The organism is Vibrio sp. 10N.261.55.C5 (genome assembly GCF_041470505.1).
In the GTDB taxonomy this organism is placed as follows: Bacteria; Pseudomonadota; Gammaproteobacteria; order Enterobacterales; family Vibrionaceae; genus Vibrio; species Vibrio crassostreae_C.
The window spans coordinates 1-25,301 of the sequence record NZ_JBFRMS010000100.1 but is presented as its reverse complement, the minus strand read 5'-3'; the positions used below and the strand labels follow the sequence as shown (position 1 = coordinate 25,301).

The window sequence follows — 25,301 nt, the reverse complement described above, 5'->3', positions numbered from 1 at the left end:
CGGAAAGCCGCGATGAACCATAAAAAAGCGCTAACTTGCGCCTATATTGCTTTTATTATCAATCACAAAGACCTTGCTAGCAAACCTTAGGGTAATAACGTTTGCAAGGCTCTGGTCACTTGTGAGAGTGGGGCGATAATCCTACGTATTCAGCTTTCAAGCTTTCTGTTTTCTAGATAATTCTTTTTCAAACTTTTAGTTTTCGAGCTCTTCGTTTTCGAGATTGCGCCGAACTAAATCGTGCATTTGTTTTACAGTCATCAGTGCTAACCAGGTAATTTCTTCTACTGAACGTTGACCCGTTGTGGAAGTTGGGTTGTGGGCTTCAATCACAGATTGATAAATTGAATCGCCGCAAGCCTCTTCTATTGGCATAGCTCTATATAGTTTGGTTTATTTGAAAGCTAATCTATGAGGTTTAAGACAGTAAGATAGGGTTCAAAAATAGACAGCTTGGTAGTTGATGGAATCAGTACAGAACGAGATTCGACTTAATCCTATCTTCTCGCTGCGATTGTATTCATTGATCGAGTGGTCAAAGCCATAGGCTGTCGACGGGGCCATATATTGAGTTATGCCTTGCTGTGTCGCTGTTATTTCATCATGGCCATGACCGCAGAACACGTCACGAACGCGATATTTTCGAAGCACTTTCATCACATCAGTATCGTTCTCTAGGCGGATCGCTTTCATCCAATCTGCACCGACTGGAATGACAGGGTGGTGAACAACCACGATAGGATCATTGGCCTTTCTCAATTGTTGTTTTAGCTGAGCCATGCCGCGGTTATCAATACGCCCTGAACCAAGTGGGTGGCGGCTGTCTAGCGGCTTGAAGCTTGAGTCTAGGAACACAAACTCTCGTTCACCGATGGTGGCTTTGTCGGTGACATAAATCGTCGAGCCTTTTAGCTCTGTGCGCATTAAGCGAGAGTCATCATGATTACCCGCAATCACGTAAATGGATTGGTCGCTAATGTGTTGCCTAATGAATGCCTCTAATCGAACGTAGTCGCCAGACTTTGGGTTACAACAAATATCACCAGTCAGAAAGATGGTCTTGCATGCCGTATCTTTGTTGACGTATTCCAGTGCTCTGCGCAGGTTCTCATAGCTGGATTCATCGGAAAGGTGGCAATCACTGATTTGGTACACGGTATTCATTGTTATTGTCCGGTAATTCGATACGTAGAATTAAAAGTGATAGAAAAATGCCTGCTAAATCAGCAGGCATTTATTGGTGTTATTTCGCTTTTGATGCGGCGTGGTGTTCAATCATGAAGGCAATGGCTTCATTGCTTAAACAAGATTTACTCACATATTGGCGCTGTTTACCGATATGCAGGATAAAACCAAGATCGGTCTGCTCAAGTTGGTCGATGTCACTCCACGCGATGGTGTTGGTCGCTTTGTGGTTTTTGTAACTTACTCCGTTAGCGTCACCTTGAAAGACAATTTTGCTGCCTGCGCCTGAGCTGATTTTTTGTCGCCATAACCACCAGGTTCTTTTGCAGTACACACTGAATGCTTCAATCACACTCAAAACAATAAAGAACCAGCCAACATAGCCGTTAGGTAATAGTTCAAACTCCAGCAGAACCACACCAAAAATAAGAAACAGTATTCCTTTTAAGTAGGCTTTTGGAAATTGAGTCGGAAGGCTAGTTTGATCATAACACTCCGCGAAAAACGTCTTGTCGAGTTTGTATTCTGTAGTGAAACCGGGTTCTTTAGACATGTGAGGCTACTTTATGGTTCTCTGTGAATGGGCTGTCAGTGGGCAGGTGTCCCACGCTGCAATTTTGCAACTTGATTATTGTATCGCTTCTCACTGTTTTTATTTAGATATTTTGGCTCTGTTTTGTAAATCGATGATACTTAACGGGTCTATTCTAACTTTAGCTATCAGACTAGTGTAGGGGCATCTTTAAAGTCACCTAAAAAATTGGTGATGGGATGGATAGACCTGTGGAGTCACCCGGTTGTTGGGACTACTGGCCTTTTTGGATAAAACTTCGATCTCATTTTGTTGGTTGATGGAGTCTATAGTGATTAGTGTGATTTATCACTGCTGTTGAGGGTGCTCTAACAGAATAAATATATGAAGCTTGCAAAGTTCATCACCGTTCACTCTGAGAGGCCATACCCAAAGCGATACCTTGGGCATGGCCTTATTCTATTTCAGTTTTAGGATCAGTACTCGATGAATAATGACACCTGCTTAACGTTAATGAAGAAACTTCTTTCATAGGGAGAAGAGGTAAGAGCAATATCTAGTTTGTTCAACCCAGACACTCTCTTCTCATTTAATGCTTCTAATAGTTTAGAGTTGGTAAACCTAAGCGTTTGACCGGCTTCTACGTTGTTGAATGTAGTGAGTGGATTACTCCATGCTGCACATATTGTAAAAGACTCACAGAACGTGTCGTAATCCAGTGTGTTTGGAGACCAAGTTTGATTAACGATATGCGCAGTCACATTGTTGAATGGAAATTGAAGGGTTGAATCTCCGAAGTCAACAATAGGAAACTCAAAACTCAGCGAATCAATGTAGGTTCCATCTTGCGACATAGTCGGTGTGGTGACTAAACTCCCCATGACTTCAATCGGTTCGCGGCAACGCTCAAAAGATGCTAAATCAATAAATTCTTCAAACTGAATTCGAGGGGCTGAAATTCGTATGTCATCTTGAGTGATTGCGTAGATGATCGTCGGGTTGGAGGTCAAAGTAGACGCTGAATCAAACGCGCCAAAAATATCTTCAGTTGAGTACTGTAGAGTGACGATTTGCTTCGCAGGTTTGAGTTGCAGACGTTTGCTTGTGTTCAGCTCGTCAATTCCATCGGTGAGGTAACCATGAATGGCAAAATCCCCCGCGGATTTAACATCAAGTTCCAAGCGCTGCTCTAAGGCAATAACACAGCCTTCAGAGGAAAACAGTGGAGCGAGTGAGAGGCTGACAAATTCAATGTCAGAGGGTAGTACGTGGATTTTTTTACTTGTCTGGCGAGTGATAGTTGTTCCATATTCTTCAAAAGACGTTATGCCTTCAATTAGATAATCCCCTTCAGCGGGTGGAACGAAAATATTGCTGTAGACACCATCTTTAGCAATAGCATCGAAATTGACACCCTCATCTTTAAGCGTCAGGCGTGTTTTTATTCCAGCTTCATCAATGATCACTGCGCTGGTTTGGGCACCTGTGATTGGATTCCCTTTGTTTGTCAGTAATGCAGAAACGGGAACTGGTTCACCGACCACAAATTGGTTTGCAGCTATCGCCATGCCAAACGCAATAGGGGATTGGATCGCAACCTGAGCAATAATTACTGTGTTGTAACTTGGGTTTGGAAAATCAACGACGATCTTCCATTCGCCAGGTTCAGGGTTAGTTACTTCAGGCAAAAATAAATAGCTGCCCGGTAGCGGCGGACTTTGTGTGTCACCTGAAAGTATGTTCGCTTGCACATCATTGGATGATGTTGCGACTTGCCCGTTAGGCTTGACTAAATATACGGTTGCATCATCCAACGGGACGATGATTTCTGCTTTTAGGGCTTCCGCTTTGTCGATGGTAAATAGCATTGTGACTTCGTTATCGTTACTAGTCACTGGTTGAGATAGTGTCGTGCTTGTACTCATCCCAACGGGTATTGCATTACTGGCGATAGCCGGTGTGATGAAGGTACAGAAAAGACTGAACACCATCACTAATTGCTTGATGAATTTCATTGTGGCCACTCCTTAGCGCATTGAAATAATTTGTTGTAGAAAACGTTCAACGTTTTGTCCCGTTTTCATTGTTGAGTGGTTAGCCAATACGTTACCCAATGCATTGGTATAACTTGGGTTATCGCTTGCCAAGGTCACAACAACATCATTTTCTTGCGGTACTGTTTGAATGGCTTGGTAACTGACTATGGTGATTGGATGAGCTTGTGGTCCATGCACACTTGGCATTGTGACCGGTTGAGTTTGAGTATCGAGGTAGGCCGCAGAACTAAAGCTTCTTAGCGCCTGCCAAGCGGTAACGCCTGCCCAACGCGATCCCCATGGGAATAGGCCAACGATATCAGGATCTTTCTCAATAACACCGTCTTGGTTGAGATCGGCATTTGCCCCAATAGAAAATGTATTTGCAATATTGCCGCGAGTACGCATTTGGATCGGTACTGACGTTACTGTAGATATCGGCGTAGTGGTCCATTTTTATCACCGACAAATCTGCTGCGACGCTACCAAGGTGAGGTGTGGAGAAAGTAGAAAGGGAGGTTATCTCAAAGGAAGGGCTAAGTGCTTTGAGGTTTTGGGTATCTAGCCCGCCTTTACTGTGTGCAATGACGTGAACTTTGTCGGATTTCAACTCATCGAGAAAACCCTGAATTTTGTTGTTCAAGATATTAGCGTTAGTCGCTGTGGTTCCATTTTTGTCAGCAGAGAAACGAGTATAACGAATACCATAGTCATCAAGTGTAGAAAGCACGCCTGGAGCCGTATCATCATCCCAAGTGTCTGATTGTGCAGCAATGCCATGAGCAAGAATCACAGGAATGGCAACATCAAACTCGATTGAGACCCAATCGACAGACATACACCAGTTGTCTCCCGTATTGCCAGTATCAATATCGACGCGAATCTCATTGTTTTGGCCGAACTTGACATCACTGATATCGACTTGAAGGTTAGTATCCGTCCAGCGGTTATCAGCGCCTTGCAGCGTACCTAAAGACTTTCCGTTGAAAGATACGATATCTATTTCTGGAGCAATATTACTGACGTTGGCATTGGAGTCTATGTCGAAGACCGGCATGCTAATCCTTGCGTTAGAACCGAGAACGCCTTTTTGCTGCATATCGCCCAGTTTACTTGGGGCAATTCTCCCGTCACTTTGTAAAACGTTGGGGCTGACAACCATAGGAACAGGTAAAGAGATAAGTAGAGGTCCGCCAGAAGCATAGGTACAACCGGTATCCAGACCAGGACCCGAATTCACAACATAAACGCCGAGTTCTTCTTGCGGTGGGGCTATCCCAGAGCTTTGTGAGCGCATCGAAAAATTACGCAATTCGTATGAATCAGGTGTATCTTCGGCACTCGCGAAACTCGGAGAAAGTAACAAAACACTGAGCGTGGCGCTCGGAATGTATAGTTTCATTTGTTTACCTTTGAGTATAGGTTATCCAAGAATTTGGTTGAAGAAAGCTCTATCTGTAGTTGTAAGGTAAAGGCTTGGAGTTTGATGTGAAATTTATTGGGTATAATTTCGGCTTGTTACTCAATTGATAAAACTGCTGCTCTATTTTTTTTCAAAATAGGAAGAGTGCGATCGTAGTTTCTGGATTGCGGAAGTTATGTCCTTATTTTCAAAAGGAGGGGGATAGTGCTCTAATATTGTTAGAACAATCTAAGTTAGTTTATGAAAGAGTAGCTAAGAATAGGAAAATCAAAGTTGGATGTAGGTTTGTTACAGAACTACATAGAGCGCGCTGTTCTGAATGGCTGACTACTAACCTAACTGGCTGTGCAAAGTTAGGTTAGTAGAAATTATGTGGCTGTTAATTCAGATTTGAGAGATAAGGGCTAGTGTTTTTTAGTAAAAATGGTAAAGGTCGCAATAAACTGAGGTTTGTTATTACATCGTTCGCTACATAGTGAAAACAGGCGACATACCGCTGTCTTGTCCACTCATTAGCAACAAGCCAATTAAGACAAGTAAAACACCACCGAATAGCTGTAAATAATGACCTGCGGCTTTTAGTGAAGCACTGTTATTCTTGTTACCTGCTGCCAAATAGCGTTTTACCAAGTTCTTGCCTGTTAGTGTCATTATAGCAATCGTCGAGGTTGTGAAAGCAGTACCAATCGCCATGGCAAAAGCACTGACAACACCCATCCAATATAGGCCAACCATGTTTGCGAAAAGCAGTACCATGATGGCTCCGGTGCACGGTCTTACGCCAATCGTCACTATAATTCCAGCATATTCTCGGAGCGTTGAGGCTTTGTTGATTGCGTCTGCATCGGCTACATGCTGGTGGCCGCACCCACAGTCGGCATGAGAATGATCTGCATGAGTGTTAGCTGCGGCTTGCATTGTGCTAGTAGCGTCGATTATCGGAGAAGGGGCTGATATTGATGAACGAAGTGCCATTGGCGAACGCGCTGAAATTGTCGCAGCTGTGTCTGTTGCGAGTGTAGTGATGGCTTTCACTTTCAGCTTAGGCTTACGCATAGTGGTGTAGATGTTTTTCAAAGCCTTCCAACATATAAGCGCGCCGACGACCGCGACTAAGGCAAAGCTTAATGAAACAAACATATTCGCTTTGTCATTCACTACTCGCATGGAAGCACTAAAGCCCCACAGCAACACGCTTACTAGTAAGATTGCGACCAATGCTTGTAAAAAAGCGGAGACGACCGTAAGCACTAAACTCGCCTTGGCTTTGGTTGGGTGAGTCGCTAAGTAAGTCGACACGATAACTTTGCCGTGCCCAGGCCCCAAAGAATGAAGCATGCCATAGATAAAGCTGAACCCGATAAGGTAACTGCCTGCGCCCCAAGGGTTGGATTTAGCTTCATAGAGCAGGTCTGCAAGTTCTGAATTGACTTCTCTTTGCCATTGAATGCTAGAGATAACTAACGATGGCCACATGGACCACAGTTGATACGCACCAATAGCAATAAGCACGAACGCGCCAGCACCAATGAGGTAGTGATTGATTTTGGATTGATTTTTCTTCATTTAACAAGAACCTATATCTGAAATCTTTCTGTTAATTAGTTGCCATGCTTAATCAGCTAGACGCTGACTTAAAGGCTGAAACGAATCACTGCGACTAAGAAGCGGGAACCGCCGCACAATGAAGCTCAACCGATTGTGTAAACAGTTGGCCTAGCGTGTTATCTGGATCTGCATCGACAGGTAAAGACATTGCATAACTCATTTGCTCTGGCGTCGGGTTAGGCTCGATTAATTCTAAATGGCATTGTCTTGCTAGTTCAGGTGACAATGTCACGTCGCTGTTGGATAGCCACGACATGTCGACAAAGTAACTAGGGTCAAAAATCAATACGCGAAGCGAGTTTCGTGTCACAGGCTTAGGTTTAGAAAGTGGTAGGTCAAATGTTAGAACCATCTTGGCTTTATCACGCTCAAACTTTGCGTTCTCAACCACCTGATATTTGATGGGCTCTTCACCATCATAAAAGTACGTGAAGTAGTGCTCGTACATCATGTTTTCGATTACAGACGCAGCGAGCTTTTTGAATGTTTCAGTTTCTGTATCGGCAGAGACGTCTTCTCCATCCAACATGTACATCGAGGTCATTGCATCAAAAGACCACTCCATAGAGAGACCGGTGATCATGCCATTCTCTCCCTCAATATGAGTTTTCATCTCTATCCAAGAGTGAGGGTGGGCATATAGATTTGGCGCAAAACACAATAATGCTAGGCCAACAGTCAAGCCCTTGAGAGAGCGAAAGCATGTCGAGAAACGGCTTACATAGCGTGTGGAGAGGCGATTGATGACATCGATTAGAATAAATGGCTGTTTCATGAGAAATGATGGTAATTTAGTGTGATGTTATATTATAACAATCCGATGCGTTGTTCACTTCAAATTATAAGCTTGTTTACATTGAAGCCGACTGCAATTCTTGATTTTCAATCCAACCTATTTTTCCTATAAACATCTTTGATTGGTCCCTAATTCGACATTATTCAGACTAGTGTGTGACGTTGAATAGTCGATTAAGCTCTCGGTTGTGCGAGGCCTTTTTGTAATGGGTTTGAGCTTGGCTCTTCATAACAGGCATTAACAACGCAAAAAATACCCCCAGTAAAAATACTACCCCCTAGTATATATGGTTATTTGAAAGGTAACTGAGATAGGCTGAAGATGACGCTAAGTTTGGGTGCTTGTGATCTTAGTTATCGATCCAGTAAATCTTATTTTTCACATGATAGTTATTGGCATATGCCAATAATGGGGCGTATGCTGAACTCCTGATCATCAATAACAGGAAGTTACTATGTTATACGCAGTACCTTGTCGCGACCTTCATGTTGGCAACCACTTTGCTCGTTCCCCACAGATCGCGATTGTCGATGAACAACGACAGATAAAACAGATTGTTCCTTTGATTGACTCCGACACCTCTTGCAATAAAAAGAAGCAATGGATTTCGGTTCTCCGTTCTTACGATGTGAAATCTGTGGTGGTTCGTTATATTGGTAAGAAGATGCTGGCGCACTTGTTCAATAACGATATTCGAGTCTTGGCATCGACAGGTAAGGCAGAAATCGGGGCTTTGGATTTCGACAATCTACGGGAACTGACCGATCTCGATTATGGTCGCGAGCCGAGAAATAGTGGGTGTGGCAATAAAACGTGCGGCGAAAACGGGCACAAAAAACAAGCTTCGATTCTAATGGTACAGCCTAATCAGCTGGGTGCTATTCGAGGGTTCCGACAATGACCTTTTTGTTGACGCTATTGGGGTTTGTCGGAGTCGTTACATTGATGGCGATAGGCGTGATTTTTTCGCGCAAGCCAATCAAAGGCAGCTGTGGAGGATTGGCGCAGTTAGATATTGAGCGTGAATGCAATTGCAAGGATGTGTGTGAAGGGCAAAGCAAAAAGCTGTATCAGATTACTGAGCCATCAAGCTAAGTATCGAAGTAAGCATCAGAGTTCTCGCTCACTGAGTTAAATAACTTCTGGCTAACACGTTAATTAATTACTTTGAATCACCAACGCGTGACCATTGACGATGCACTTGGCGACTTTAGCTCGTGCACGCTTGATAATGTTGCCGAACGTTTGGCGAGACACCTGCATTTGTTCAGCGGCTTCAAGCTGGCTCAGGCCTTCTTGATCAGCCAAGCGCAAGGCTTCGAGCTCTTCCAATAGCAATTCTTCTTTATGAAGCTCGTCCATAGGAACACCATTGGGCTTAAAACAAGAGTAAGCCGTACGGGTACACAACTGGCGATGTTTTTTTGGTCGAGCCATATCAATCTCTAGCAATCTATGGGTAAAGGTAAGTATGAAGGTTTTCTTTCCACACAATCATCGGCGTTGCCAAGTGTGCAGCCAAGGTTTTTTCAACGACAGCGCCATTTGTTTTGAAGCTATTGGCGAGCATGACACTTTAACTAAGCATGAGGCAGTAGCTAAATATAAAACCAGAGCCAAGATTGTACCAACAGATAAAACTGAGGGCTACGATGGCATCATGCAAGGTGGCATTGTCACTACACTGCATGACAGCGCGATGTTGCATTGTCTATTTCAGAATGATATCAAGGCGATGACGGTGAGTTTAACCTCTCGTTTTCATCATCCGATTTTGATTGGTCAAGAACTGGAAGTTCGTGCCCAGTGGGTGAAAAGTAGACGTAATATCTACTTCCTAGAAAGCCAAATTACTCAGTGCGGAAAGTTATGTTCGTCGGCACAAAGTCAGTTTATGTCAGTTTCTAGCTATCAAACTTAAGCTTGGTATAGCGGTGTTGTTTTATCAGTTATAAAAGTCCAACTACGGTTTCATAATCACTGAAAATAACGTGTACGAAGAAGAGATTAACCGCGCCCTGTTGAAGATTCGTGAGTCACGAAAGTGGCGTAAAATCTTGGTCGATTATTTCGCAGATCAGTAATCGAAATTAGAGGCTTATTCAAAAGCTTTTGGACTTTCGCCGTTACAGTTGATCTGAATCTGAGGCCTTGATCTTTTTGAAGTATTTAAATGCACTCCAAACCGCGTAAGCCGCAACCCCTACAATCAATGCCGAGCGAAGGAGAATAGGCGCATCATGCTCAAGTTGACCAACATGAGGAACAATACTGGCAAACAATCGACTGGTAAAAAACAGCCCCATTACTAACATAACAATCTTATTCATGTGACCTGCCATTCAATTGGGTACGTTGGACAGAATGAGTTATGGGGCGATTACACGGCCAAAAACGATTCTGCTCGAAATAAAAGCATGCGCTTCTCAAGAGCGCTCGTCAACGCGATATCAGCTTAAAGCCAGTAAGCTAAAGTTTCGTTTTTGGAAGTGATTTGTTCTGCTGTTGGAGTTTCGAGTTCAAGACTGTTGGGAGGGCGATGACACCTTTCTGTGAATTTGATTTTCCGGAATTATTATTCTGATTTATGATCGCATGCAATCTAGGGGGGACAAATGTCCTCCTCTTTGTTTCTATCGGCGCAATAAGATAGGTGCTACAAAAATCAAATAATAAAGGACACCCCGATGGATCTATTCGCCCTACTTGATATCAATAATACCTTAGTCAATATCCCAATAGGGGATGGCTATGCAATGAGCTGGATCGAAGCATTCGGCACGGTGTTTGGCCTGCTTTGCATTTGGTTTGCAAGCCAAGAAAAAACCATTAATTACCTGTTCGGGTTACTGAATGTCACCTTATTTGCGGTTATCTTTTTCCAAATTCAGTTATACGGACTGTTACTGCTTCAACTCTTTTTCTTCTGCGCCAACATTTACGGCTGGTACGCATGGACACGCCCTAATGAGCAAGGTGAAACGCTAGAAGTTCGCTGGTTGAGTCAAAATAAGCTGGTGGCAACGGCTGCAGCCTGTGCGATTTCGATTGCACTGCTCACAATGTATATCGATCCATTCTTCTTTGCGTTGGCAAACATTGCGGTTGATAGCTTGAATCTATTTGGTGCTGATTTAACGGAACCAGTACTTGAACCTGATGCGTTCCCATTCTGGGATGCCACGATGACCATTCTATCTATTGTTGCTCAAGTTCTTATGACACGTAAGTATGTTGAAAACTGGATACTGTGGATTGTGATTAACATTATCAGTGTTGGTATTTATGCGACGCAGGGTGTGTACGCAATGTCTGTTCAATACGCAATCTTAATGTTTATTGCGGCAAACGGTACTCGTGAGTGGGCACGCACAGCTAAACGAAACAGTGATAAATCGTTAACTCAAGCAACGGCTTCTTAGGAGTGAAGATGGCAAAGCAACCTCATATCGGCGTTGATGAAACGCAAATTGCTCCGTTAGTTATTGTTTGTGGTGAGCCTGATAGAGCGAATCGAATCGCGAGCTTGCTTGAAGATGCCGAGATGGTTTCTGAGAACAGAGAGTATCGAATCTTCACTGGTGCCTATCAAGGGAAAGCGATATCAGTTTGCAGCACTGGTATTGGCGCACCTTCAATGATCATTGCGGTAGAAGAACTTAAGTTTTGTGGTGTGACTCATATCGTTCGAGTAGGGTCTGCAGGTGCGATGCAGTCACATATCGGGCTTGGTGAGCTAATTATTGCAGAGGGCGCGGTTCGCGATGAGGGTGGTTCTACCGCTTACGTTAGGCCGTCGTATCCCGCCTATGCAAGCTTCTCTCTGCTTAAAGAGCTAGACAAGTTCTTGCAGCAGCAAACAACACCTTACTATTTGGGCACGGTACGCTCACACGACAGTTTTTATACCGATGACGAGCAGGCGCTTTGTCAGTACTGGAATGGCAAAGGCATTTTAGGTGCAGACATGGAAACATCCGCGCTGTTTACCGTGGGACGCTTGAGAGGGCTTAATGTAGCTTCTATCTTGAACAATGTTGTCTTGTACGAACAAGATGTAAAGGAGGGCGTTGGGCAATATGTCGATGAGGCAGAGGCAATGATGCAAGGAGAGCGGCTAGCATCATTAGCGGCACTGGAAGCATTAATTACTCAATAAGAGCCTGAATAAATGTAAGACGAAAGCGATGGGAGACCGTCGCTTTTTTATTGGGTTCTCTCCTGTGGTTTAAGTGGTTACAATCGTTTGAATATAAACAGCAGTAATGCAATGAGAGAGTAAGTATGAAGATTGCACCATACTCAAGCGGACGCTTTAAAAATTACTTAGAACAAAAAAGCTCTGAATTTAGAGATCTCATCTACCAACACCAAGTTAACTCTCGTTACTTTAATCAAAACGATGAAATCCTACGTCAAGGTGAGCAGCTTCAGTATCTTTATGTAGTGCCCGCAGGGAGAGTCTCTATGAGTATTTCTGCAGCTAATGGGCGACGCTTTCAATTGGGTGAGGTGAATTGCGATTACCATATCTTCGGTGAGATGGAGTTTTTCACTCAGACACCTTGTCAGTGGAACGTAGTGGCTGACGAACACATGCAAGTTGATGTCATTTGCATTCAGAAACTAGCAGAAGCACTACATGAAAACCCGGAGATGATGTTCTTCTTTGCCTCTGCATTAGCGGAAGATTATCAAGACTCTATGGGCATTTACACTAACCGTCTTTTACACTCAATTACCTACAACATTGCCTACGACTTATTGGTTCAAAGCCAAACAAATACCGTGTTAGGTGGTTTCGATAAAGTGAATCAAGAAGCGGAACGTTTTGGCACATCGAGCAGAGTGTATCGAAGAGCGGTTAAAGACCTACTAAACAAGGGTTTCATCAGAAAAGGAGACCAAGGGTTGGAAATTGTTGACCAGCGAGCACTGCAAGCTTTTATTGACTCCTACGAATAATAAAAGAGCTTGGCACTTACTTAAATGCCAAGCTCGGTTTTTCAATGTTTACTATTAACTACTCGCATCTATTTATGAGCGACTTTCTCTCAGCAACTAGCCCGTAAGTGTCCGCGCACCATTACCGGCGACTAAGTATTAATCCTTAAGCTTTTGCATACATGAGTGTTCTATAACCACCGATTAAGTTGCGTGCTTTAAAGCCGTTGTTGACGAGTTGGCGATAAGCCACGTTACCACGTAACCCGACTTGGCAGTAGATTACAATCTCTTTGTCTTTTGATAGTTCGTCCATGCGGTGACGCAGTTGGTCGACAGGAATGTTGATTGCGCCTTCAATAAAGCCACCATTTTCTAGTTCGCCAGGGTTACGAACATCGAGTAGGAGTTGGTTGTCGCTTAATGTTGCAATCTCATCGAAATGAATAGGTGTCGCGTCACCTTTAATAATATTGTTGGCAACAAATGCGGCTTGGTTAATCACGTCTTTGGCACTCCCGTAAGGTGGTGCATAGGTTAATTCAAGGTGTTGAAGCTGATCAACGGTCATACCTGCACGTTGAGCTACTGCCATAACATCAATGCGTTTATCAACGCCATCTTTACCGACGGTTTGCGCACCTAGTATTTTCCCTGTCTTAGGGGCGAATAACATCTTGAACGAGACAATCTCAGCGCCAGGATAGTAGCTAGCGTGGCTTGCGGTATGCACATAGACTTTTTCATAGTTGACGCCTTCACGCTTCAACTGTTTTTCGTTTTTCCCTGTTGAGGCAACGGCTAGGTCAAAAATCTTACAGATAGCTGTGCCCTGTGTACCTTGATAGATTTCATTGCGTCCGAGCATGTTGTCGGCAGCCATACGACCTTGACGGTTAGCAGGGCCAGCAAGCGGAACTAGAGTTTGTGCACCTGTGACAAAGTCTTTTTCTTCGACCACATCACCCACAGCGTAGATGCTAGGATCGCTAGTCTGCATCATTTCATTGGTGTAGATACCACCTAGTTCGCCAATTTGAAGTCCTGCTTCTTTTGCTAACTTAGTCTCAGGACGCACACCGATAGCCATGATTAAGATATCAGTAGTTAATGACTCGCCATTATTAAGTGTTAATTCTAATTCACCCTCTATGTGTTGGTGCTTCTCGCTCTCGCCTGAATCAAAACTTGCGATGTGTTCGTTAGGTATATATTTCACAGACTCAAGCGCGACGCCGAGTTTTAGGTCGATGCCTTTGTCACGAATCTCCGCATGGGCAAAGCCGGCCATTTCCCGGTCTACTGGCGTCATTACTTGGTCAGCCATCTCAATCAACGAAGTCTTGATCCCAAGCTGATGAAACGCTTCCATCATTTCCAAGCCGATAAAGCCACCGCCAACAACTGTCGCGTGCTCAGGTTTATTCATTTGGATTGTTTCGATGATGCGATCCATATCTGGAATATTGCGTAGTGAATGGGTGAGGGGGTTATCGATTCCTGAGATGGGAGGAACGACGGCACCGGCTCCAGGGCTGAGTAATAAGAAGTCGTAACTCTCGCTGTAGTGATTACCATCAACAAGATTTTTGACTGTAACGGTTTTATTGGTGCGATCAATAGAGGTAACTTCGTTCATCACTCGTGCGTCAACGTTGAAGCGAGCTAAGAAGCTTTCAGGTGTTTGTAACAGAAGCTTGCTTCTATCCTCGATATCGCCACCTATGTGGTATGGCAATCCACAGTTGGCAAAAGAGACGAATGGTCCTCGTTCAAACATTATGATTTCGGCTTCTTCACTAAGACGACGAGCGCGTGCAGCAGCTGAAGCACCTCCAGCTACGCCACCGATGATTACAATTTTAGTCATACGTTTACCTATTACTGTCTCTAAGTTTAACTATACAAATTGCCGAGCATAGAGCTTGTATCTTCTTAATGATCAGTACTGGCTGGTCGCCGGCGATTGAGTAGTTTTCGAAATACCTAGATACTATAAAGATGTAAATTAGCATTGTCTAATATTTATTTTAAAGCTATCACCTCGGGATTGAGCGTTTGGTCCAAGGGCTGTGATTAGACTAAAGCACGCTAGTAAAGGTAATACGCGTTAGCGAGTCGAGTACAGGTTAGCCAAATTAACTGTCATGAGCATAATGAACAGGATCATGGATGTGCTGACTGATTACGTTCTTCAGATCTTGTTCATACAGATCTAGCCAGGCATAACGCTCGCGATACAACTTACGCTTTTGACGTTTTAGAGCTTCAAGATCTTTCCTGTTCGGGTTTGTCGGGAGACGATAGAAATAGTTATCATGCACCTGTCCATCGTGCTCTTCCCACAGACTGTCGTATTTAAGGCTGATGTCTTTGTTTTTCTTACCGTAGCGTAATGAGTTCGAGACATGACCAGACTCTTTTACCGCATAGATATTGTCGATACCCAAGTTAATAGCGAGCAGTCGTAGTGTTTCTACCATGAAGGATTTAGGTCTTAAACCGTAAAAAGCTTTGGTGAATGTGCGGCTAAATCCATTGTCATTGGCGCCACCCTGTATACCGCCGATGTAGATGTTGTTGTCGAAAACAGTAAACGAAATGGTATACATTTTTTCGAGTTGAGAGTTGGTCAATGAAATTGTCAGTTCACCTTCTTTTCTCGCGTTTCTTTCGAAGCTGAGATTAACCAGATAAACGTTGTCATCTATCTCAAGTTTTAAAAGATTGAGCCTTTCGTTATAGATTTGGTGTCTAGCTTCTGTTGCGAAGGTGTTTTCAAACCAGTCGTAGTGTTTGGATAAGATATCGATCTTTTCTTTATTGCTAAAGCCAGTACATAAGTAGGGAGTCACAAATTTAGAAAGGAAGTTGGGTTGCTTGATAAATAATAACTTTCTCTCTTCAGAGTTGAAATTATTACTCATTTTTCGAGTAGCTGAATAATAAAACAGGGCTCGAATAGTAAACTTAACTATCGCTTTGTACTTACCCTTATTTTTATGGGTATTTGCTTCAATCCCCATGCGAACGACATTCATAATCACCTCAAAGAAGAAGGATTGCTCGAACATAGTCGTGTCATGAACCCTTCCAATAATCTCACCAATAACAAGAAAATGATGATAGTGAAAAAGGTGATTTGGGTAAGTATGGATATGTATAGCTATGTAACTCAATCAGTTACTTAGCGTTCAGATTTTGGACAGGTGTGTTTGTCGCTTTAGTGGGGAGGGGTATCAATGTTATTTATTAGAGGCGCTTGCTCCTAAATCAAAAATGCCACTACAAATCTGCAGTGGCATTAGAACGATAACAAACGATCACCTTGCTTAAACCTAAACATTAGTTCTTATATAAACTAAAGTTCTAACAGTTTAGCCAGTTCACGCTCTTCGAGAAGCTCTTCAATGCGTTGACGAGTCTTAGGCGTTTCGGCTTGCGCTTTAGTCGACTTGCCTGCTTTTTTGCTTCGGCTCGTTTTCGCTTTTTCCTTAGTCGTCATCGTAATCTTCCTTGTGTTTTTTGTGTTACAGGTTGCACGTCTCTTTTAGTGCCTTGCCCGCTTTAAATGCTGGCGTCTTTGATGCGGCAATCTGAATCTCTTCTCCGGTTCGCGGGTTACGACCAGTGCGAGCAGCTCGAGAGTTAACTTTAAAGCTACCAAATCCAAGGATCGATACGTCATCACCGTTCGCAAGCGAAGTAGAGATACCTTCAACTAGCGCATTTAGTGCTGTGCCTGCTTGGTCTTTTGAGATGTCTGCAGAAGTCGCGATGTGTTCAACTAATTGAGATTTGTTCATTATCTATATTCCTTATTGAGTACGGCTGGCGTCTACCTTTAGCACCTAGCTTATGCGATCTTATCAACAGCAATTGAAATAATGTCAGTGAGCGGGTAGAGCTTTGTAAAGTAACCAACAGAATTGACTATAAAAGCATCTGTCGGTTCAATCAATGCAATTCATTGATTATTATTGGTTTATAGACATGTTGCCCAAATTTACTTGAGAAAAGAGCATTAGGGTTGCCCGTTCGATTCATAATCCAAATCGAAGCTGTCATCTATCACGTTGATAACGAAAGAGTAAAAACAAAGAAGCCCAGCTTAATTGCTGGGCTTCATGTTGTGCTGTCAGAGCGATTTGTTAATTCAGAACTATTTAGTAATAAAAATTTGTTCTGTTTCTAGTGATGTCATCGTGCGAACTTGACGCCAAATGTAGTAGAAAATACCTAACATCATCAGCATGCTTGGGATGGCGATTGCTGGGTAGCTGTAAAGTGTCAGCTTGCCAAGTTCTTCATTAAAGGCAGCGGTGCCAGCAGGGCTAGTCACAATCCAAGTCGCTAGGAAGTAGTTCATAGCTGAAGAAAATGCGAAAGTACTCGCGAATAGGTAGTTGGATGTCATTAGACAACGATCAAACTTTGCTTGGTTACCGAACTGCTTTAGGCGCTCTTCAATAAGAGAGATATTTAACAGGGCCGGTGTGAAAATAACTTTCTGGATAAACGGGTAGCGGGTGAAGGTTGAGCCAAGAACCGCCAAACCAATTAGACCAGGGATTAATGCTTCTTTTAGTGCTAACCAACGAGTGTCTAGCTCAAAGAAACCAATACCGCCCGTCAATAGCACGCTTACAAAGCCGAGCGCAGCGATGAAGTTGAACTTCTTATTGCGGATTAACTCCATGCCACCATAAGCAATAGGGAAGGCAAGGGCAACAAGCAAAGCAAAGCCTGTTCCGAGATGCTCATCTCCACTGAACTTCATTAAAATGAATGAAGGAAGAAAGACGTTAAACACGACTTCGAAAAGAGGACTCGATTTTTTGTTTTCTGCGTTACTCATAATTTCTAAATACATTATGTTATGGATTTGTTCTCTGGGATTGTTGTTTACCTCGCCCAAGATGTAAAGCCTTAAGGCGTCATGCTGTGTAACGACATGTGACATCAACGACATCTCTGAGCCTATATAACGCTCAATTTAATACTTTGTGAGGGATGTTTATCTGGCCGACTTGGGGAAATCGAGTGGAAATTTTGGTTTAGTTTATTCAAACCTAATTCAGTTTATTGCGTTGTCGCGTACTCTTACTCACATTCACCGCTCTCAAACGATTGATGAATGTGAAATGAGGGAGAATAGAAAGGAATAGTTATAAGTCCATTATTGGTCGAAAAGTAGGTTAAAGCTTAAAGGGATTTGGTCGGAAATCGCTAATCCACCCACGGTCGCTGAAAGTTTGTTTAGATTCTCTGTCGATATCCCAAAATCAGCGCCGTTGACGATGATTGTCGAAGCTGAGCTAACCATGACAAACCCTGAGGATGGAACCACCACAACTGGGAAATCGATCGTTTTGGTTACGCCGTGTAAAGTAACTTCCGCTGCTACTGTTGTTCTTTTTGGATCACCAGATAGCATCGACGGTTCAACCTTCCCAGAGATCTTCACTTCAGGAAAAGTCATCGATTCAAAGTAGAGTTCATTCAGTCTCTGGTCACGAATAGCGACTCCGGTGCTCACGCTTTTCAAGTCCAATACTATTGAAAACTGGCCCTCTTCGGTAAGCCCTCCAGACATAGGTTTGATGGATGCGGGCTCGACAACAAACTGCTTTTTAATGGTCGCGAATGTGATGTTCGATAACTTCGGATCTAATGTGTAGCCCGACTCCGCGAAAGATTGAGCGGAGATAACGGTGCATAGGAGGCCGAATGTAGAGATTAGTTTTTTCATAAGTTGTCACCAGATTGATGAATTCACAGGTTTACGTTCTTGAGTCGTACGTTTTTAAAATGACTTTTTGGAAAGAGTGATTGAGAGAAGCTTAGTTCAGCATTCGAAAAATTACCGCAGGAAAAGAAGAGCGTCGCTGTATTACTGGAATCATGATCGACGAAGTGACTTGTTTATTTTTAGTTATGTTATAACATAACCAAAATCACTCTTGCCAAGAATAATTATTCTGTTGGTAAAAGGGAAGCGATGAGCATGTATCAAGGAGACGACGTAATGAATGCCGTGTTAACCAAGCCTTTGGCTACCAATAGCAGCCAGCCACTCAACATTAGTTCAGCTGTGAGTATTCAGGATAAGGCAAATCACAAGCCAAGCTTGAGTGCTTCTGAGCAGCCAACGGTATTAGCGGATATCTACCAAAGTGATATTAATATAGCGGTATGGCAGCGACAGTTTGATGAAGGCTTAACGACGGCAATTAGTGAATTTATCGCCTTGAATCCAAACTTTAGTAAGTCTGTTAGCGTGTCACCTGATAATGCTTTCGATAAGTTGGAATTTGCTACCGATGGCACCGCCTCTAAAGCGCTATTAGAAAACATGGCAGAGCTGGTGGATATGTTCTGTTGTTTGTTTGAGCTTGAAGAAGTCGGATTGCGTTTAGCCGTTCTGAATAAAGCGATGTGCCCACGTTTCCATTTTGATCAAGTGCCTTGCCGCTTGGTGACAACTTATCATGGTGTTGCGACTCAATGGTTGCCAAACGACTTAGTCGACCGTTCTAAGCTAGGGCTAGGGGCTAACGGAAAGCCTGATTCTGTTTCAGGCCTGTACAACGACGAATCTGACATCCAGAAAATGGCCAGTGGTGATGTTGCGTTATTAAAAGGGGAGCGTTGGAGTGGCAATGAGAATAGAGGCCTTGTTCACCGTTCACCAGTCACTTCATCTGACGAAACACGATTGCTGTTAACGTTGGACTTTGGTTGATCAACTTTTGACTATTTAGTTCGCAACCTGTTTCTATTCAGACGTTCAACTCATTTAAATACCTTCCTAATGAGCTAACGGCATGGCGCGATCTGTGCCGTTATTATTCTCAAACAGAGACACTCATCAGCTGACCATGTTTAGCACATTAATTCAAAATTTAGAGTTTACCATTCTCTAAATCAATGCGTTACGATGCGTGCACTTACTCACATATATCAATATTTCAGTTCCTCATCGGTTTCTTAATTTATTTTAAAGCGTAAAATATATCCCGCTTGCAAACCTCTTTGGCAACCAATTTGTTCGCCACGGTTTTTTACTTCCACATTATAGGTTTCCTATGTTCAAGAAACTCTCGCTTAAAAATAAACTGGCGATTTCAGCCAGTATGGCCATTATCCTGGGGGGGATCTTGGTCGAGGCATTGTCTTTTCGTGCTTCATTGCAAAGGTTGGATACAGAAGTTGAACAGCGTTTAGAAGGCGCATCGGCTTCTTACAATCAATATGTATCGGATTGGATCTTATCCAAAGAGCGTGCGCTTACTTCTCTTTCGAAAGAATCCAAACAAGAAAGCTTGGTGACTCACCTAAAACAGGTTCGTGATTCAGCCTCTTTTGATAATGTCTTCTTGGCGTTTCCAGACGGTTCGCAAAAGAACGCAAACGGAGTGGTATTGCCGCCCGGCAATGATGATCCACGCGTATGGGGTTGGTACACCAACGCGGTAGCAAACCCTAGTAAGGTGTTCATGGATAATCCAACGGTTGCAGCTGCAACTGGGGCGAATGTTGTGTCGCTGGGTACTGCCATGCAATTACATGGTCAACAGGTTGTGTTAGGCGCGGATGTTGAAATTACCGACATTCTTAATAGCCTAGAGCAAGTGATTCTTCCGGGTGAAGGTTACATGTTCATCGCGACCAATAAAGGCACGGTTTATACGCACCCTGACACCAAGTTACTGAACAAAAATATCAGCTCACTTGGGTTAGATTTTGCGGACGTACAAAAGGCGCTGGCTAGCGGTAAAGACACTTCTATCGAGTTGAATGGCAGCGACTATGTTCTGTACGCACGTGCGATTGATGGAACGAGCCTGATTACTGTGAGCGTTGTTAACCATGACTCTCTGGTTGCGCCACTATTTGATGCAGTGATTGGTCAAGTGTTGGTGACGCTACTTGTGGTGATCGTATGTACCATACTGTTTAACCTGTTGTGTACGATTCTATTCCGCCCGTTGAACCACGTTTCTCAAGCACTGGCGCAAATCGCGAATGGTAGTGGTGATTTAACTCAACGCATTCATGTTGAAAACCAAGATGAAGTGGGCGAGTTGGCTCATAACTTCAATACCTTTGTTGGAAGCTTACAGCAGTTGATTGGCCATATCCGTGGGCAGTCAGAACAGCTAAACAGCCAGTCAGAGCAAAGTGCTCAGCGTGCGAACCGTTCGGTGGATGAGCTTAATCATCAGCAGCAAGAAATCACTATGGTCGCGACGGCCGTAACTGAAATGGCGAGCGCCACGCAAGAGATAGCATCGCATGCCGAGCAAACAGCAAAAGCGGCGCAAGATTCAGCGACAAGCACTAACAGTGGTCACGCTCTGGTTGTGGATACCAAAGGTTCAATCAATAACCTAGCCAATGAAGTTAATGAAGCGGGTAGTGTGATTAGCGAACTTAACAAGCATGCTCAAGAAATCTCGACTGTACTCGCAACGATTCAAGGCATTGCAGAGCAAACCAACTTACTTGCTTTGAATGCTGCGATTGAAGCGGCTCGTGCTGGCGAACAAGGTCGTGGCTTTGCTGTGGTTGCTGATGAAGTACGTGTGCTTTCGCAGCGCACTCACTCTTCAACGGAAGAGATCAAATCAACAATTGATATCCTGCAGCGTACAACGGCGCAAGCGGTTGAGCTGATGGAGAGCAGTTCTAAGTTGGCAATACATTCAGTAGAAGATGCCGATCGAGCTTCGCATGCGCTTGAAGAGATCAATACTGCAGTTGCTTTGATCAGCGATATGGCGACTCAAATCGCGACGGCTGCTGAAGAGCAAACACATGTGACGGGTGAAATTACCCAGAACGTGACGACCATTAAAGATGTTACCGACCACTTAGTTGTGGGCGCACAGGACAGCTTAACTGAGTCGAACGAACTTAAGAGCCAAGCCGCTGGCTTAAGTGACAAAGTGGCGACTTTTAAGCTTGCTTAACTGGTTCGCTCACTGATGCCTGATCAGTGAGTGCACGTTAAGCAATAAGCCAAAGCGACGTAGATTACGTCGCTTTTTTGTATTTGTGAGTAATCGAATTCTTTACTAATCCGCTTCTGAAAACTCTTTCAGCGCACTCATTGCAGCTTCTGCTTTGTCTTTTTGAACGAAGATATGGTCGTGATAAAAGCCAGCAATCACGTTGGCGCTAATGCCGTAAGAACCAAGCTTGGTGACAAAGGCTGCTGTTAATCCAACCGCTTCAAGACTGGAATGTACCGACAATGTAATCAGGCTAAACACACCATCGAAGTCTAGCTGAGCTTTGGTCGCAACTTCTTCTTTCAGAACCAGTGTTAAACCTTCTTTCTCACGAAAAGTCGAGATTGGATTGAGCTGAACATAGTCTGCCAATCCCCCGCCTACAGTACAAAAAACATAGCTCCCGTCGATTAATTCTGGTGACATGGATTTCAGTAGAAGGTCTAGGTCGGTAATGGCAGCCATAGTCAGTTTCCCTGCGTGAATAAGCTAATTGATGATGTATGCAGTCACGATAGAAGCAACTGCAGTTAAGTAAAATTAATGATTTTAATTCTGCATCAGTTTTACTAATGGCAAGTTTTCCTCCTTAGTGATGGCATCGTACTTCTACCAACTTGTCGATTGTTCCATCTCGTCAGATAAATGGTCGATAAAGGCTCTTAACAGCGGTGTGACTTGTTTACGCGTTCCATAAATAGCATGAACACCGAGCGTTTTAGGTTGCCATTCAGAAAGCAGTGGCACTAATAGACCATCACGCATCAAGGTTTCCACTGAAGGGAAGGGCAGTAAACAGATACCGTTGCCTTTGAGTGTGGCAGAAAGCAGAACCTCTGAGGTGTTTGCACTGATATTCCCTTTAATCGGAACCGATTCGAGCCCATTGGGGCCATTGAACGTCCAAGCGGTTTTGCCAAAGTAACTGAACGATAAACAGTTGTGGTGCGCTAGATCTTGGGCTTCTGTGGGTGTGCCTTTCTCTTTTAGATATTGAGGCGATGCGCAAATCACGGAGCGGCATTCACCGATCTGCTTCGCGACAATATTGGGCGTCAGTTCGTTGGTTATGCGAATGGCCAAATCGATGCGTGACTCAACCAGGTTGACGGTCTGATCAGTCGAGATAATGTCGATAGAAACCTCTGGCCATTTGGCGATGAAGCGACTAATTGATTCCATCAAGAAGCTATCGACAATCGAGTAGCTCGCAGTAATACGCAGCTGACCTTTTAAATGCTCTCGGTTTTGGTTTCTGATCCCAGCTAGGGATGTTTCCAGTGCCAAAAGTTCTCTGGCGACCTCAAGTGTTTCTTTACCTGCGCTGGTTAAACTCAAGCTTCGTGTTGTTCTGTGAAGCAAGCGTGTGTCCATCCATGCTTCTAACTCACCCAAATAACGAGTGACCTTGGTTCGTGAGAGATCAAGGTGCTCTGCCGCAGCGCTTAAACTGCCACGTTCCACTATGGTGACAAAGACATTCATTGCCTCGAGTTTATCCATTGTTTTATTGCCTAGAGAATTAAACCGACCTCAGTATATGTCCGAAAACTGCAACAGTTAAAGTTAATTTGATGTCTATTTCATCTAAAAACAATCAAATAAGATATTTGGACATTCAGCGAGTTGGCAGGTGTTCAACTCCAAATATCGGAATAAAGCCATGAATACGTTATCGAAAACCCTGTTATCAAAAAGCATGCTTTTAGGAACCATAAGCCTAGAAACCGTGCTGGCATCAAGTGTTGCGCTAGCGACAGAACTGAACATTACTCACTATAACCCCGGCGAGAACGCGATATTCCCGGCAAGCTCGGTATTGGTCTCGGGTGAGAAAGAAGTGATTCTGTTTGATGCGCAATTTAGTGTGGCTGATGGACAAAATTTGGTGGAGCAAATCAAAGCGACTGGCAAAAAATTATCGATGATTTACATCAGTAGCGGCGACCCAGATTACTACTTTGGTTTGGAACCGATAGTTTCGGCATTTCCTAACGTTAAAGTCGTTGCCAGTGAAGCCGTTGTCGCGCATATCAAACGCACCAAAGATGCAAAGCTTGAATACTGGGGGCCTATATTAGAAGGCAACGCGCCCTCTAAGGTGATTGTTCCAATGGTGATGAACGACACAACATTAAGCATCGAAGGTGAAACCATCGAAGTGAAAGAGATAAATACACACCAAGCTTACCTATGGGTTCCGTCTGAAAAAACGGTGTTTGGTGGCGTGTCGGTGTATAGCGGTGTGCATGTATGGATGGCAGATACTGCATCGAAAGAGATTCGTAGCCAGTGGTCACAATCGTTGGAGCGTATGAAAGCACTAGAGCCAGAGGTTGTAATTCCGGGTCACTATTTAGGTGAAATGCCAACAGGAATAAATGCAGTTCACTTCACGAAGGATTATGTGGCTGATATTGAAAAAGCGTTGGCGAGCAAAAGTAATCCAACATCGGTCGAGATCAGTGATTACATGAAGAAAGCCTACCCGAAATTTGAGGCTACGGAAGGCGATTTAGAACTTGGCGCGAAAGTGCTAAGCGGCGAGATGGCTTGGCACTAGAGTTGATTATCTCGGTTGTGTCCCAGAACAGTCTGAAGATTGTATGCTAGATTTATTGGTGATACACAACTGGAGATATCGATGATCTGGCTTTCAGTGAAAGTACTACAGATTGGACTTGTCTATGGATACAGGAAGTATCAAAAAACGAAAAGAGCTCCAGCTTAGGAGCTCTTTTTTTGTTTCGGAGAGACGACTTTCTATTTCAAGTGAGAAAGAAAATCAACATTTACCCGGTTTACAGTTAGTAGTCAGATTAGCCTAGTAGCCAGATCCGCCCTGCAACTCAATATCACCAATAAGCGAAAGTATGTTGAAAATAGAACCCATTACTCCTCACATCGGCGCTCGTATTCACGAACTAGAGCTTTCTACATGCAGTGCTGATGAACTCGATAAGGTGTATCAGGCACTTATTGCCCATCAAGTGATCTTTCTCGACGGGCAGACTTTGTCTCCAGAACAACACTTGATGATTGCACAGCGCTTTGGAACGTTAGAACCTGCACATCCTTTCTTCCCTCGCGTGGAAAGTGCGCCACAGGTGAGTGTGATTGAAACAACCCGTGGCAATGCGCCAAAGGAAAGTTATTGGCATACCGACTTAACGTGGCGCAGCTTGCCGTCGAAAGCTTCCCTGTTGCATGCTCAACACATTCCAAGCATTGGTGGTGACACTATCTGGTGTTCTATGACTGCGGTTTTTGAATCTCTACATGAAGATATGAAAGCTAAGTTGAGAGGGTTGTCGGCGACTCATTCGCTTGTGGCCTTTGAAGGTATAGAATCAGAAGACATTGATCTCGATTGGCACAAATCCTTGATTAAAACAGCACAGGAGAATCCGCCAGTGGTTCACTCTGTTGTTCAAGTTCATCCTGAAACGGATAAAGAAACGCTCTGTATCAATGAACAGTTTATTCGTTATATCAACGAACTCGACCGCAAAGAGAGTGATGTTTTACTCAGCCAACTGTTTGAAATTGCGAGACGCCCTGAGTTTCAAGTTTGTTTCAAATGGGACAACGGCTCAATGGCGATCTGGGATAACAGGGTAACGCAACATTACGCAGTGATAGATTACGGGGATACTCCAAGAAAAATGCATCGAGTAACAGTGACATAGCGGTAAGCTGAACACAGTTATCAAAAGAACACCGCGCATGCCCATCCCTGAACCAGGGCGCGAGCACACTT

28 protein-coding genes and 1 pseudogene are annotated in these 25,301 nt (G+C 43.7%); 11 read left to right on the top strand and 18 right to left on the bottom strand.

The genetic code is table 11. The features are described from left to right. Window positions 1–195: 195 nt before the first annotated feature. From AB4263_RS23820 to AB4263_RS23785, 8 genes are all read right to left on the bottom strand, one after another. Entirely contained in the window at window positions 196–375 is a 180-nt protein-coding gene (locus AB4263_RS23820) for a hypothetical protein (protein ID WP_017059095.1), read from the bottom strand. 63 nt (window positions 376–438) lie between these two features. Beyond that, window positions 439–1,164, bottom strand: coding sequence for a metallophosphoesterase (locus AB4263_RS23815; protein WP_029235480.1), 726 nt, complete (start codon window positions 1,162–1,164; stop codon window positions 439–441). Window positions 1,165–1,243: 79 nt separating this feature from the next. Then, the gene (locus AB4263_RS23810) at window positions 1,244–1,738 is read right to left on the bottom strand and encodes a YcxB family protein (protein WP_065676948.1); all 495 of its coding nucleotides are present in this window, start codon (window positions 1,736–1,738) and stop codon (window positions 1,244–1,246) included. A 455-nt stretch (window positions 1,739–2,193) separates the two neighbouring features. Beyond that, window positions 2,194–3,732: a choice-of-anchor X domain-containing protein gene (locus AB4263_RS23805; protein WP_372099008.1), complete on the bottom strand. Its 1,539-nt coding sequence runs from the start codon at window positions 3,730–3,732 to the stop codon at window positions 2,194–2,196. A gap of 12 nt (window positions 3,733–3,744) precedes the next feature. Beyond that, a complete protein-coding gene (locus tag AB4263_RS23800) occupies window positions 3,745–4,161 on the bottom strand; it encodes a hypothetical protein (protein ID WP_372099007.1) in 417 nt (138 codons plus the stop codon). Then, the gene (locus AB4263_RS23795) at window positions 4,085–5,155 is read right to left on the bottom strand and encodes an esterase/lipase family protein (protein ID WP_372099006.1); all 1,071 of its coding nucleotides are present in this window, start codon (window positions 5,153–5,155) and stop codon (window positions 4,085–4,087) included. The genes AB4263_RS23800 and AB4263_RS23795 overlap by 77 nt, the downstream gene beginning before the upstream one ends. Before the next feature lie 489 nt (window positions 5,156–5,644). Beyond that, a complete protein-coding gene (locus AB4263_RS23790; protein WP_372099005.1) occupies window positions 5,645–6,742 on the bottom strand; it encodes a nickel/cobalt transporter in 1,098 nt (365 codons plus the stop codon). A gap of 94 nt (window positions 6,743–6,836) precedes the next feature. Then, entirely contained in the window at window positions 6,837–7,559 is a 723-nt protein-coding gene (locus AB4263_RS23785; protein ID WP_029235926.1) for a DUF1007 family protein, read from the bottom strand. Between the two features lie 475 nt (window positions 7,560–8,034). Between AB4263_RS23785 and AB4263_RS23780 the strand changes: the two genes are divergently transcribed. Together AB4263_RS23780 and nqrM are read left to right on the top strand one after the other, a co-directional pair. Beyond that, window positions 8,035–8,481 carry a NifB/NifX family molybdenum-iron cluster-binding protein gene (locus tag AB4263_RS23780; RefSeq protein ID WP_372099004.1) on the top strand — a complete coding sequence of 149 codons (447 nt, stop codon included), beginning with the start codon at window positions 8,035–8,037 and terminating at the stop codon, window positions 8,479–8,481. After that, entirely contained in the window at window positions 8,478–8,675 is a 198-nt protein-coding gene (gene nqrM / locus AB4263_RS23775) for a (Na+)-NQR maturation NqrM (RefSeq protein WP_017059103.1), read from the top strand. The genes AB4263_RS23780 and nqrM overlap by 4 nt, the downstream gene beginning before the upstream one ends. A 63-nt stretch (window positions 8,676–8,738) precedes the next feature. On the opposite strand, the gene AB4263_RS23770 is transcribed toward nqrM, so the two are convergent. Further along, window positions 8,739–9,017, bottom strand: a complete 279-nt coding sequence (locus AB4263_RS23770) for a DUF134 domain-containing protein (RefSeq protein WP_372099003.1) — start codon at window positions 9,015–9,017, stop codon at window positions 8,739–8,741. A gap of 34 nt (window positions 9,018–9,051) precedes the next feature. Here AB4263_RS23770 and AB4263_RS23765 point away from each other — a divergent pair, with 34 nt between their 5' ends. Together AB4263_RS23765 and AB4263_RS23760 are read left to right on the top strand one after the other, a co-directional pair. Continuing rightward, a complete protein-coding gene (locus AB4263_RS23765; protein ID WP_102320058.1) occupies window positions 9,052–9,501 on the top strand; it encodes a PaaI family thioesterase in 450 nt (149 codons plus the stop codon). A gap of 34 nt (window positions 9,502–9,535) precedes the next feature. Next, window positions 9,536–9,664 (top strand): annotated as a pseudogene (locus AB4263_RS23760) (ABC transporter substrate-binding protein); the annotation flags it as partial. Window positions 9,665–9,706: 42 nt separating this feature from the next. On the opposite strand, the gene AB4263_RS23755 reads toward AB4263_RS23760, so the two are convergent. Beyond that, on the bottom strand, window positions 9,707–9,910 hold the full coding sequence (locus tag AB4263_RS23755) for a hypothetical protein (RefSeq protein ID WP_371724448.1): 204 nt from the start codon (window positions 9,908–9,910) through the stop codon (window positions 9,707–9,709). 357 nt (window positions 9,911–10,267) lie between these two features. Between AB4263_RS23755 and pnuC the strand changes: the two genes are divergently transcribed. From pnuC to AB4263_RS23740, 3 genes are all read left to right on the top strand, one after another. Continuing rightward, on the top strand, window positions 10,268–11,002 hold the full coding sequence (gene pnuC, locus AB4263_RS23750) for a nicotinamide riboside transporter PnuC (protein ID WP_004734818.1): 735 nt from the start codon (window positions 10,268–10,270) through the stop codon (window positions 11,000–11,002). A gap of 8 nt (window positions 11,003–11,010) precedes the next feature. Beyond that, window positions 11,011–11,739, top strand: coding sequence for a nucleoside phosphorylase (locus tag AB4263_RS23745; RefSeq protein WP_102441733.1), 729 nt, complete (start codon window positions 11,011–11,013; stop codon window positions 11,737–11,739). Window positions 11,740–11,864: 125 nt separating this feature from the next. Then, on the top strand, window positions 11,865–12,545 hold the full coding sequence (locus tag AB4263_RS23740) for a Crp/Fnr family transcriptional regulator (RefSeq protein ID WP_372099002.1): 681 nt from the start codon (window positions 11,865–11,867) through the stop codon (window positions 12,543–12,545). Window positions 12,546–12,690: 145 nt separating this feature from the next. Here AB4263_RS23740 and AB4263_RS23735 read toward each other — a convergent pair whose 3' ends face one another. The 6 genes from AB4263_RS23735 to AB4263_RS23710 form a co-directional block, all read right to left on the bottom strand. Then, window positions 12,691–14,394 (bottom strand): FAD-dependent oxidoreductase, encoded by a 1,704-nt coding sequence (locus tag AB4263_RS23735; protein WP_372099001.1) that lies wholly within the window; start codon window positions 14,392–14,394, stop codon window positions 12,691–12,693. Window positions 14,395–14,662: 268 nt separating this feature from the next. Beyond that, window positions 14,663–15,565 carry a VirK/YbjX family protein gene (locus AB4263_RS23730; RefSeq protein WP_133151375.1) on the bottom strand — a complete coding sequence of 301 codons (903 nt, stop codon included), beginning with the start codon at window positions 15,563–15,565 and terminating at the stop codon, window positions 14,663–14,665. A 320-nt stretch (window positions 15,566–15,885) separates the two neighbouring features. Further along, the gene (locus tag AB4263_RS23725; protein ID WP_017059112.1) at window positions 15,886–16,029 is read right to left on the bottom strand and encodes a hypothetical protein; all 144 of its coding nucleotides are present in this window, start codon (window positions 16,027–16,029) and stop codon (window positions 15,886–15,888) included. Between the two features lie 25 nt (window positions 16,030–16,054). After that, complete coding sequence (locus tag AB4263_RS23720; protein ID WP_017059113.1) at window positions 16,055–16,330, bottom strand: HU family DNA-binding protein; 276 nt, start codon at window positions 16,328–16,330, stop codon at window positions 16,055–16,057. Window positions 16,331–16,686: 356 nt separating this feature from the next. After that, window positions 16,687–17,382: a VC0807 family protein gene (locus tag AB4263_RS23715; RefSeq protein WP_372099000.1), complete on the bottom strand. Its 696-nt coding sequence runs from the start codon at window positions 17,380–17,382 to the stop codon at window positions 16,687–16,689. 321 nt (window positions 17,383–17,703) lie between these two features. Further along, a complete protein-coding gene (locus tag AB4263_RS23710; RefSeq protein ID WP_017069838.1) occupies window positions 17,704–18,276 on the bottom strand; it encodes a YceI family protein in 573 nt (190 codons plus the stop codon). A 276-nt stretch (window positions 18,277–18,552) separates the two neighbouring features. On the opposite strand from AB4263_RS23710, the gene AB4263_RS23705 reads away from it, so the two are divergent. Continuing rightward, complete coding sequence (locus tag AB4263_RS23705) at window positions 18,553–19,269, top strand: DUF1826 domain-containing protein (protein ID WP_136982815.1); 717 nt, start codon at window positions 18,553–18,555, stop codon at window positions 19,267–19,269. A 343-nt stretch (window positions 19,270–19,612) separates the two neighbouring features. Continuing rightward, entirely contained in the window at window positions 19,613–21,499 is a 1,887-nt protein-coding gene (locus AB4263_RS23700) for a methyl-accepting chemotaxis protein (protein WP_372098999.1), read from the top strand. A gap of 105 nt (window positions 21,500–21,604) precedes the next feature. Here the strand turns inward: AB4263_RS23700 and AB4263_RS23695 are convergent, their stop codons facing one another. Both AB4263_RS23695 and AB4263_RS23690 read right to left on the bottom strand, forming a co-directional pair. Next, on the bottom strand, window positions 21,605–22,006 hold the full coding sequence (locus AB4263_RS23695) for an ACT domain-containing protein (RefSeq protein WP_372098998.1): 402 nt from the start codon (window positions 22,004–22,006) through the stop codon (window positions 21,605–21,607). Window positions 22,007–22,150: 144 nt separating this feature from the next. Next, a complete protein-coding gene (locus AB4263_RS23690) occupies window positions 22,151–23,044 on the bottom strand; it encodes a LysR family transcriptional regulator (RefSeq protein WP_017069834.1) in 894 nt (297 codons plus the stop codon). Between the two features lie 160 nt (window positions 23,045–23,204). Here AB4263_RS23690 and AB4263_RS23685 point away from each other — a divergent pair, with 160 nt between their 5' ends. Further along, the gene (locus AB4263_RS23685; RefSeq protein ID WP_372098996.1) at window positions 23,205–24,104 is read left to right on the top strand and encodes a Vmh family MBL fold metallo-hydrolase; all 900 of its coding nucleotides are present in this window, start codon (window positions 23,205–23,207) and stop codon (window positions 24,102–24,104) included. A gap of 310 nt (window positions 24,105–24,414) precedes the next feature. Then, window positions 24,415–25,230 carry a TauD/TfdA dioxygenase family protein gene (locus tag AB4263_RS23680; RefSeq protein WP_372098995.1) on the top strand — a complete coding sequence of 272 codons (816 nt, stop codon included), beginning with the start codon at window positions 24,415–24,417 and terminating at the stop codon, window positions 25,228–25,230. The last annotated feature ends 71 nt before the right edge of the window (window positions 25,231–25,301 follow it).

Bases quoted from the DNA above. Each gene is read 5' to 3' on its own strand.
- AB4263_RS23820 (WP_017059095.1), bottom strand. From the start codon at position 375: ATGCCAATAGAAGAGGCTTGCGGCGATTCAATTTATCAATCTGTGATT.
- AB4263_RS23815 (WP_029235480.1), bottom strand. From the start codon at position 1,164: ATGAATACCGTGTACCAAATCAGTGATTGCCACCTTTCCGATGAATCC.
- AB4263_RS23810 (WP_065676948.1), bottom strand. From the start codon at position 1,738: ATGTCTAAAGAACCCGGTTTCACTACAGAATACAAACTCGACAAGACG.
- AB4263_RS23805 (WP_372099008.1), bottom strand. From the start codon at position 3,732: ATGAAATTCATCAAGCAATTAGTGATGGTGTTCAGTCTTTTCTGTACC.
- AB4263_RS23800 (WP_372099007.1), bottom strand. From the start codon at position 4,161: ATGCGTACTCGCGGCAATATTGCAAATACATTTTCTATTGGGGCAAAT.
- AB4263_RS23795 (WP_372099006.1), bottom strand. From the start codon at position 5,155: ATGAAACTATACATTCCGAGCGCCACGCTCAGTGTTTTGTTACTTTCT.
- AB4263_RS23790 (WP_372099005.1), bottom strand. From the start codon at position 6,742: ATGAAGAAAAATCAATCCAAAATCAATCACTACCTCATTGGTGCTGGC.
- AB4263_RS23785 (WP_029235926.1), bottom strand. From the start codon at position 7,559: ATGAAACAGCCATTTATTCTAATCGATGTCATCAATCGCCTCTCCACA.
- AB4263_RS23780 (WP_372099004.1), top strand. From the start codon at position 8,035: ATGTTATACGCAGTACCTTGTCGCGACCTTCATGTTGGCAACCACTTT.
- nqrM (WP_017059103.1), top strand. From the start codon at position 8,478: ATGACCTTTTTGTTGACGCTATTGGGGTTTGTCGGAGTCGTTACATTG.
- AB4263_RS23770 (WP_372099003.1), bottom strand. From the start codon at position 9,017: ATGGCTCGACCAAAAAAACATCGCCAGTTGTGTACCCGTACGGCTTAC.
- AB4263_RS23765 (WP_102320058.1), top strand. From the start codon at position 9,052: ATGAAGGTTTTCTTTCCACACAATCATCGGCGTTGCCAAGTGTGCAGC.
- AB4263_RS23755 (WP_371724448.1), bottom strand. From the start codon at position 9,910: ATGAATAAGATTGTTATGTTAGTAATGGGGCTGTTTTTTACCAGTCGA.
- pnuC (WP_004734818.1), top strand. From the start codon at position 10,268: ATGGATCTATTCGCCCTACTTGATATCAATAATACCTTAGTCAATATC.
- AB4263_RS23745 (WP_102441733.1), top strand. From the start codon at position 11,011: ATGGCAAAGCAACCTCATATCGGCGTTGATGAAACGCAAATTGCTCCG.
- AB4263_RS23740 (WP_372099002.1), top strand. From the start codon at position 11,865: ATGAAGATTGCACCATACTCAAGCGGACGCTTTAAAAATTACTTAGAA.
- AB4263_RS23735 (WP_372099001.1), bottom strand. From the start codon at position 14,394: ATGACTAAAATTGTAATCATCGGTGGCGTAGCTGGAGGTGCTTCAGCT.
- AB4263_RS23730 (WP_133151375.1), bottom strand. From the start codon at position 15,565: ATGAATGTCGTTCGCATGGGGATTGAAGCAAATACCCATAAAAATAAG.
- AB4263_RS23725 (WP_017059112.1), bottom strand. From the start codon at position 16,029: ATGACGACTAAGGAAAAAGCGAAAACGAGCCGAAGCAAAAAAGCAGGC.
- AB4263_RS23720 (WP_017059113.1), bottom strand. From the start codon at position 16,330: ATGAACAAATCTCAATTAGTTGAACACATCGCGACTTCTGCAGACATC.
- AB4263_RS23715 (WP_372099000.1), bottom strand. From the start codon at position 17,382: ATGAGTAACGCAGAAAACAAAAAATCGAGTCCTCTTTTCGAAGTCGTG.
- AB4263_RS23710 (WP_017069838.1), bottom strand. From the start codon at position 18,276: ATGAAAAAACTAATCTCTACATTCGGCCTCCTATGCACCGTTATCTCC.
- AB4263_RS23705 (WP_136982815.1), top strand. From the start codon at position 18,553: ATGAATGCCGTGTTAACCAAGCCTTTGGCTACCAATAGCAGCCAGCCA.
- AB4263_RS23700 (WP_372098999.1), top strand. From the start codon at position 19,613: ATGTTCAAGAAACTCTCGCTTAAAAATAAACTGGCGATTTCAGCCAGT.
- AB4263_RS23695 (WP_372098998.1), bottom strand. From the start codon at position 22,006: ATGGCTGCCATTACCGACCTAGACCTTCTACTGAAATCCATGTCACCA.
- AB4263_RS23690 (WP_017069834.1), bottom strand. From the start codon at position 23,044: ATGGATAAACTCGAGGCAATGAATGTCTTTGTCACCATAGTGGAACGT.
- AB4263_RS23685 (WP_372098996.1), top strand. From the start codon at position 23,205: ATGAATACGTTATCGAAAACCCTGTTATCAAAAAGCATGCTTTTAGGA.
- AB4263_RS23680 (WP_372098995.1), top strand. From the start codon at position 24,415: ATGTTGAAAATAGAACCCATTACTCCTCACATCGGCGCTCGTATTCAC.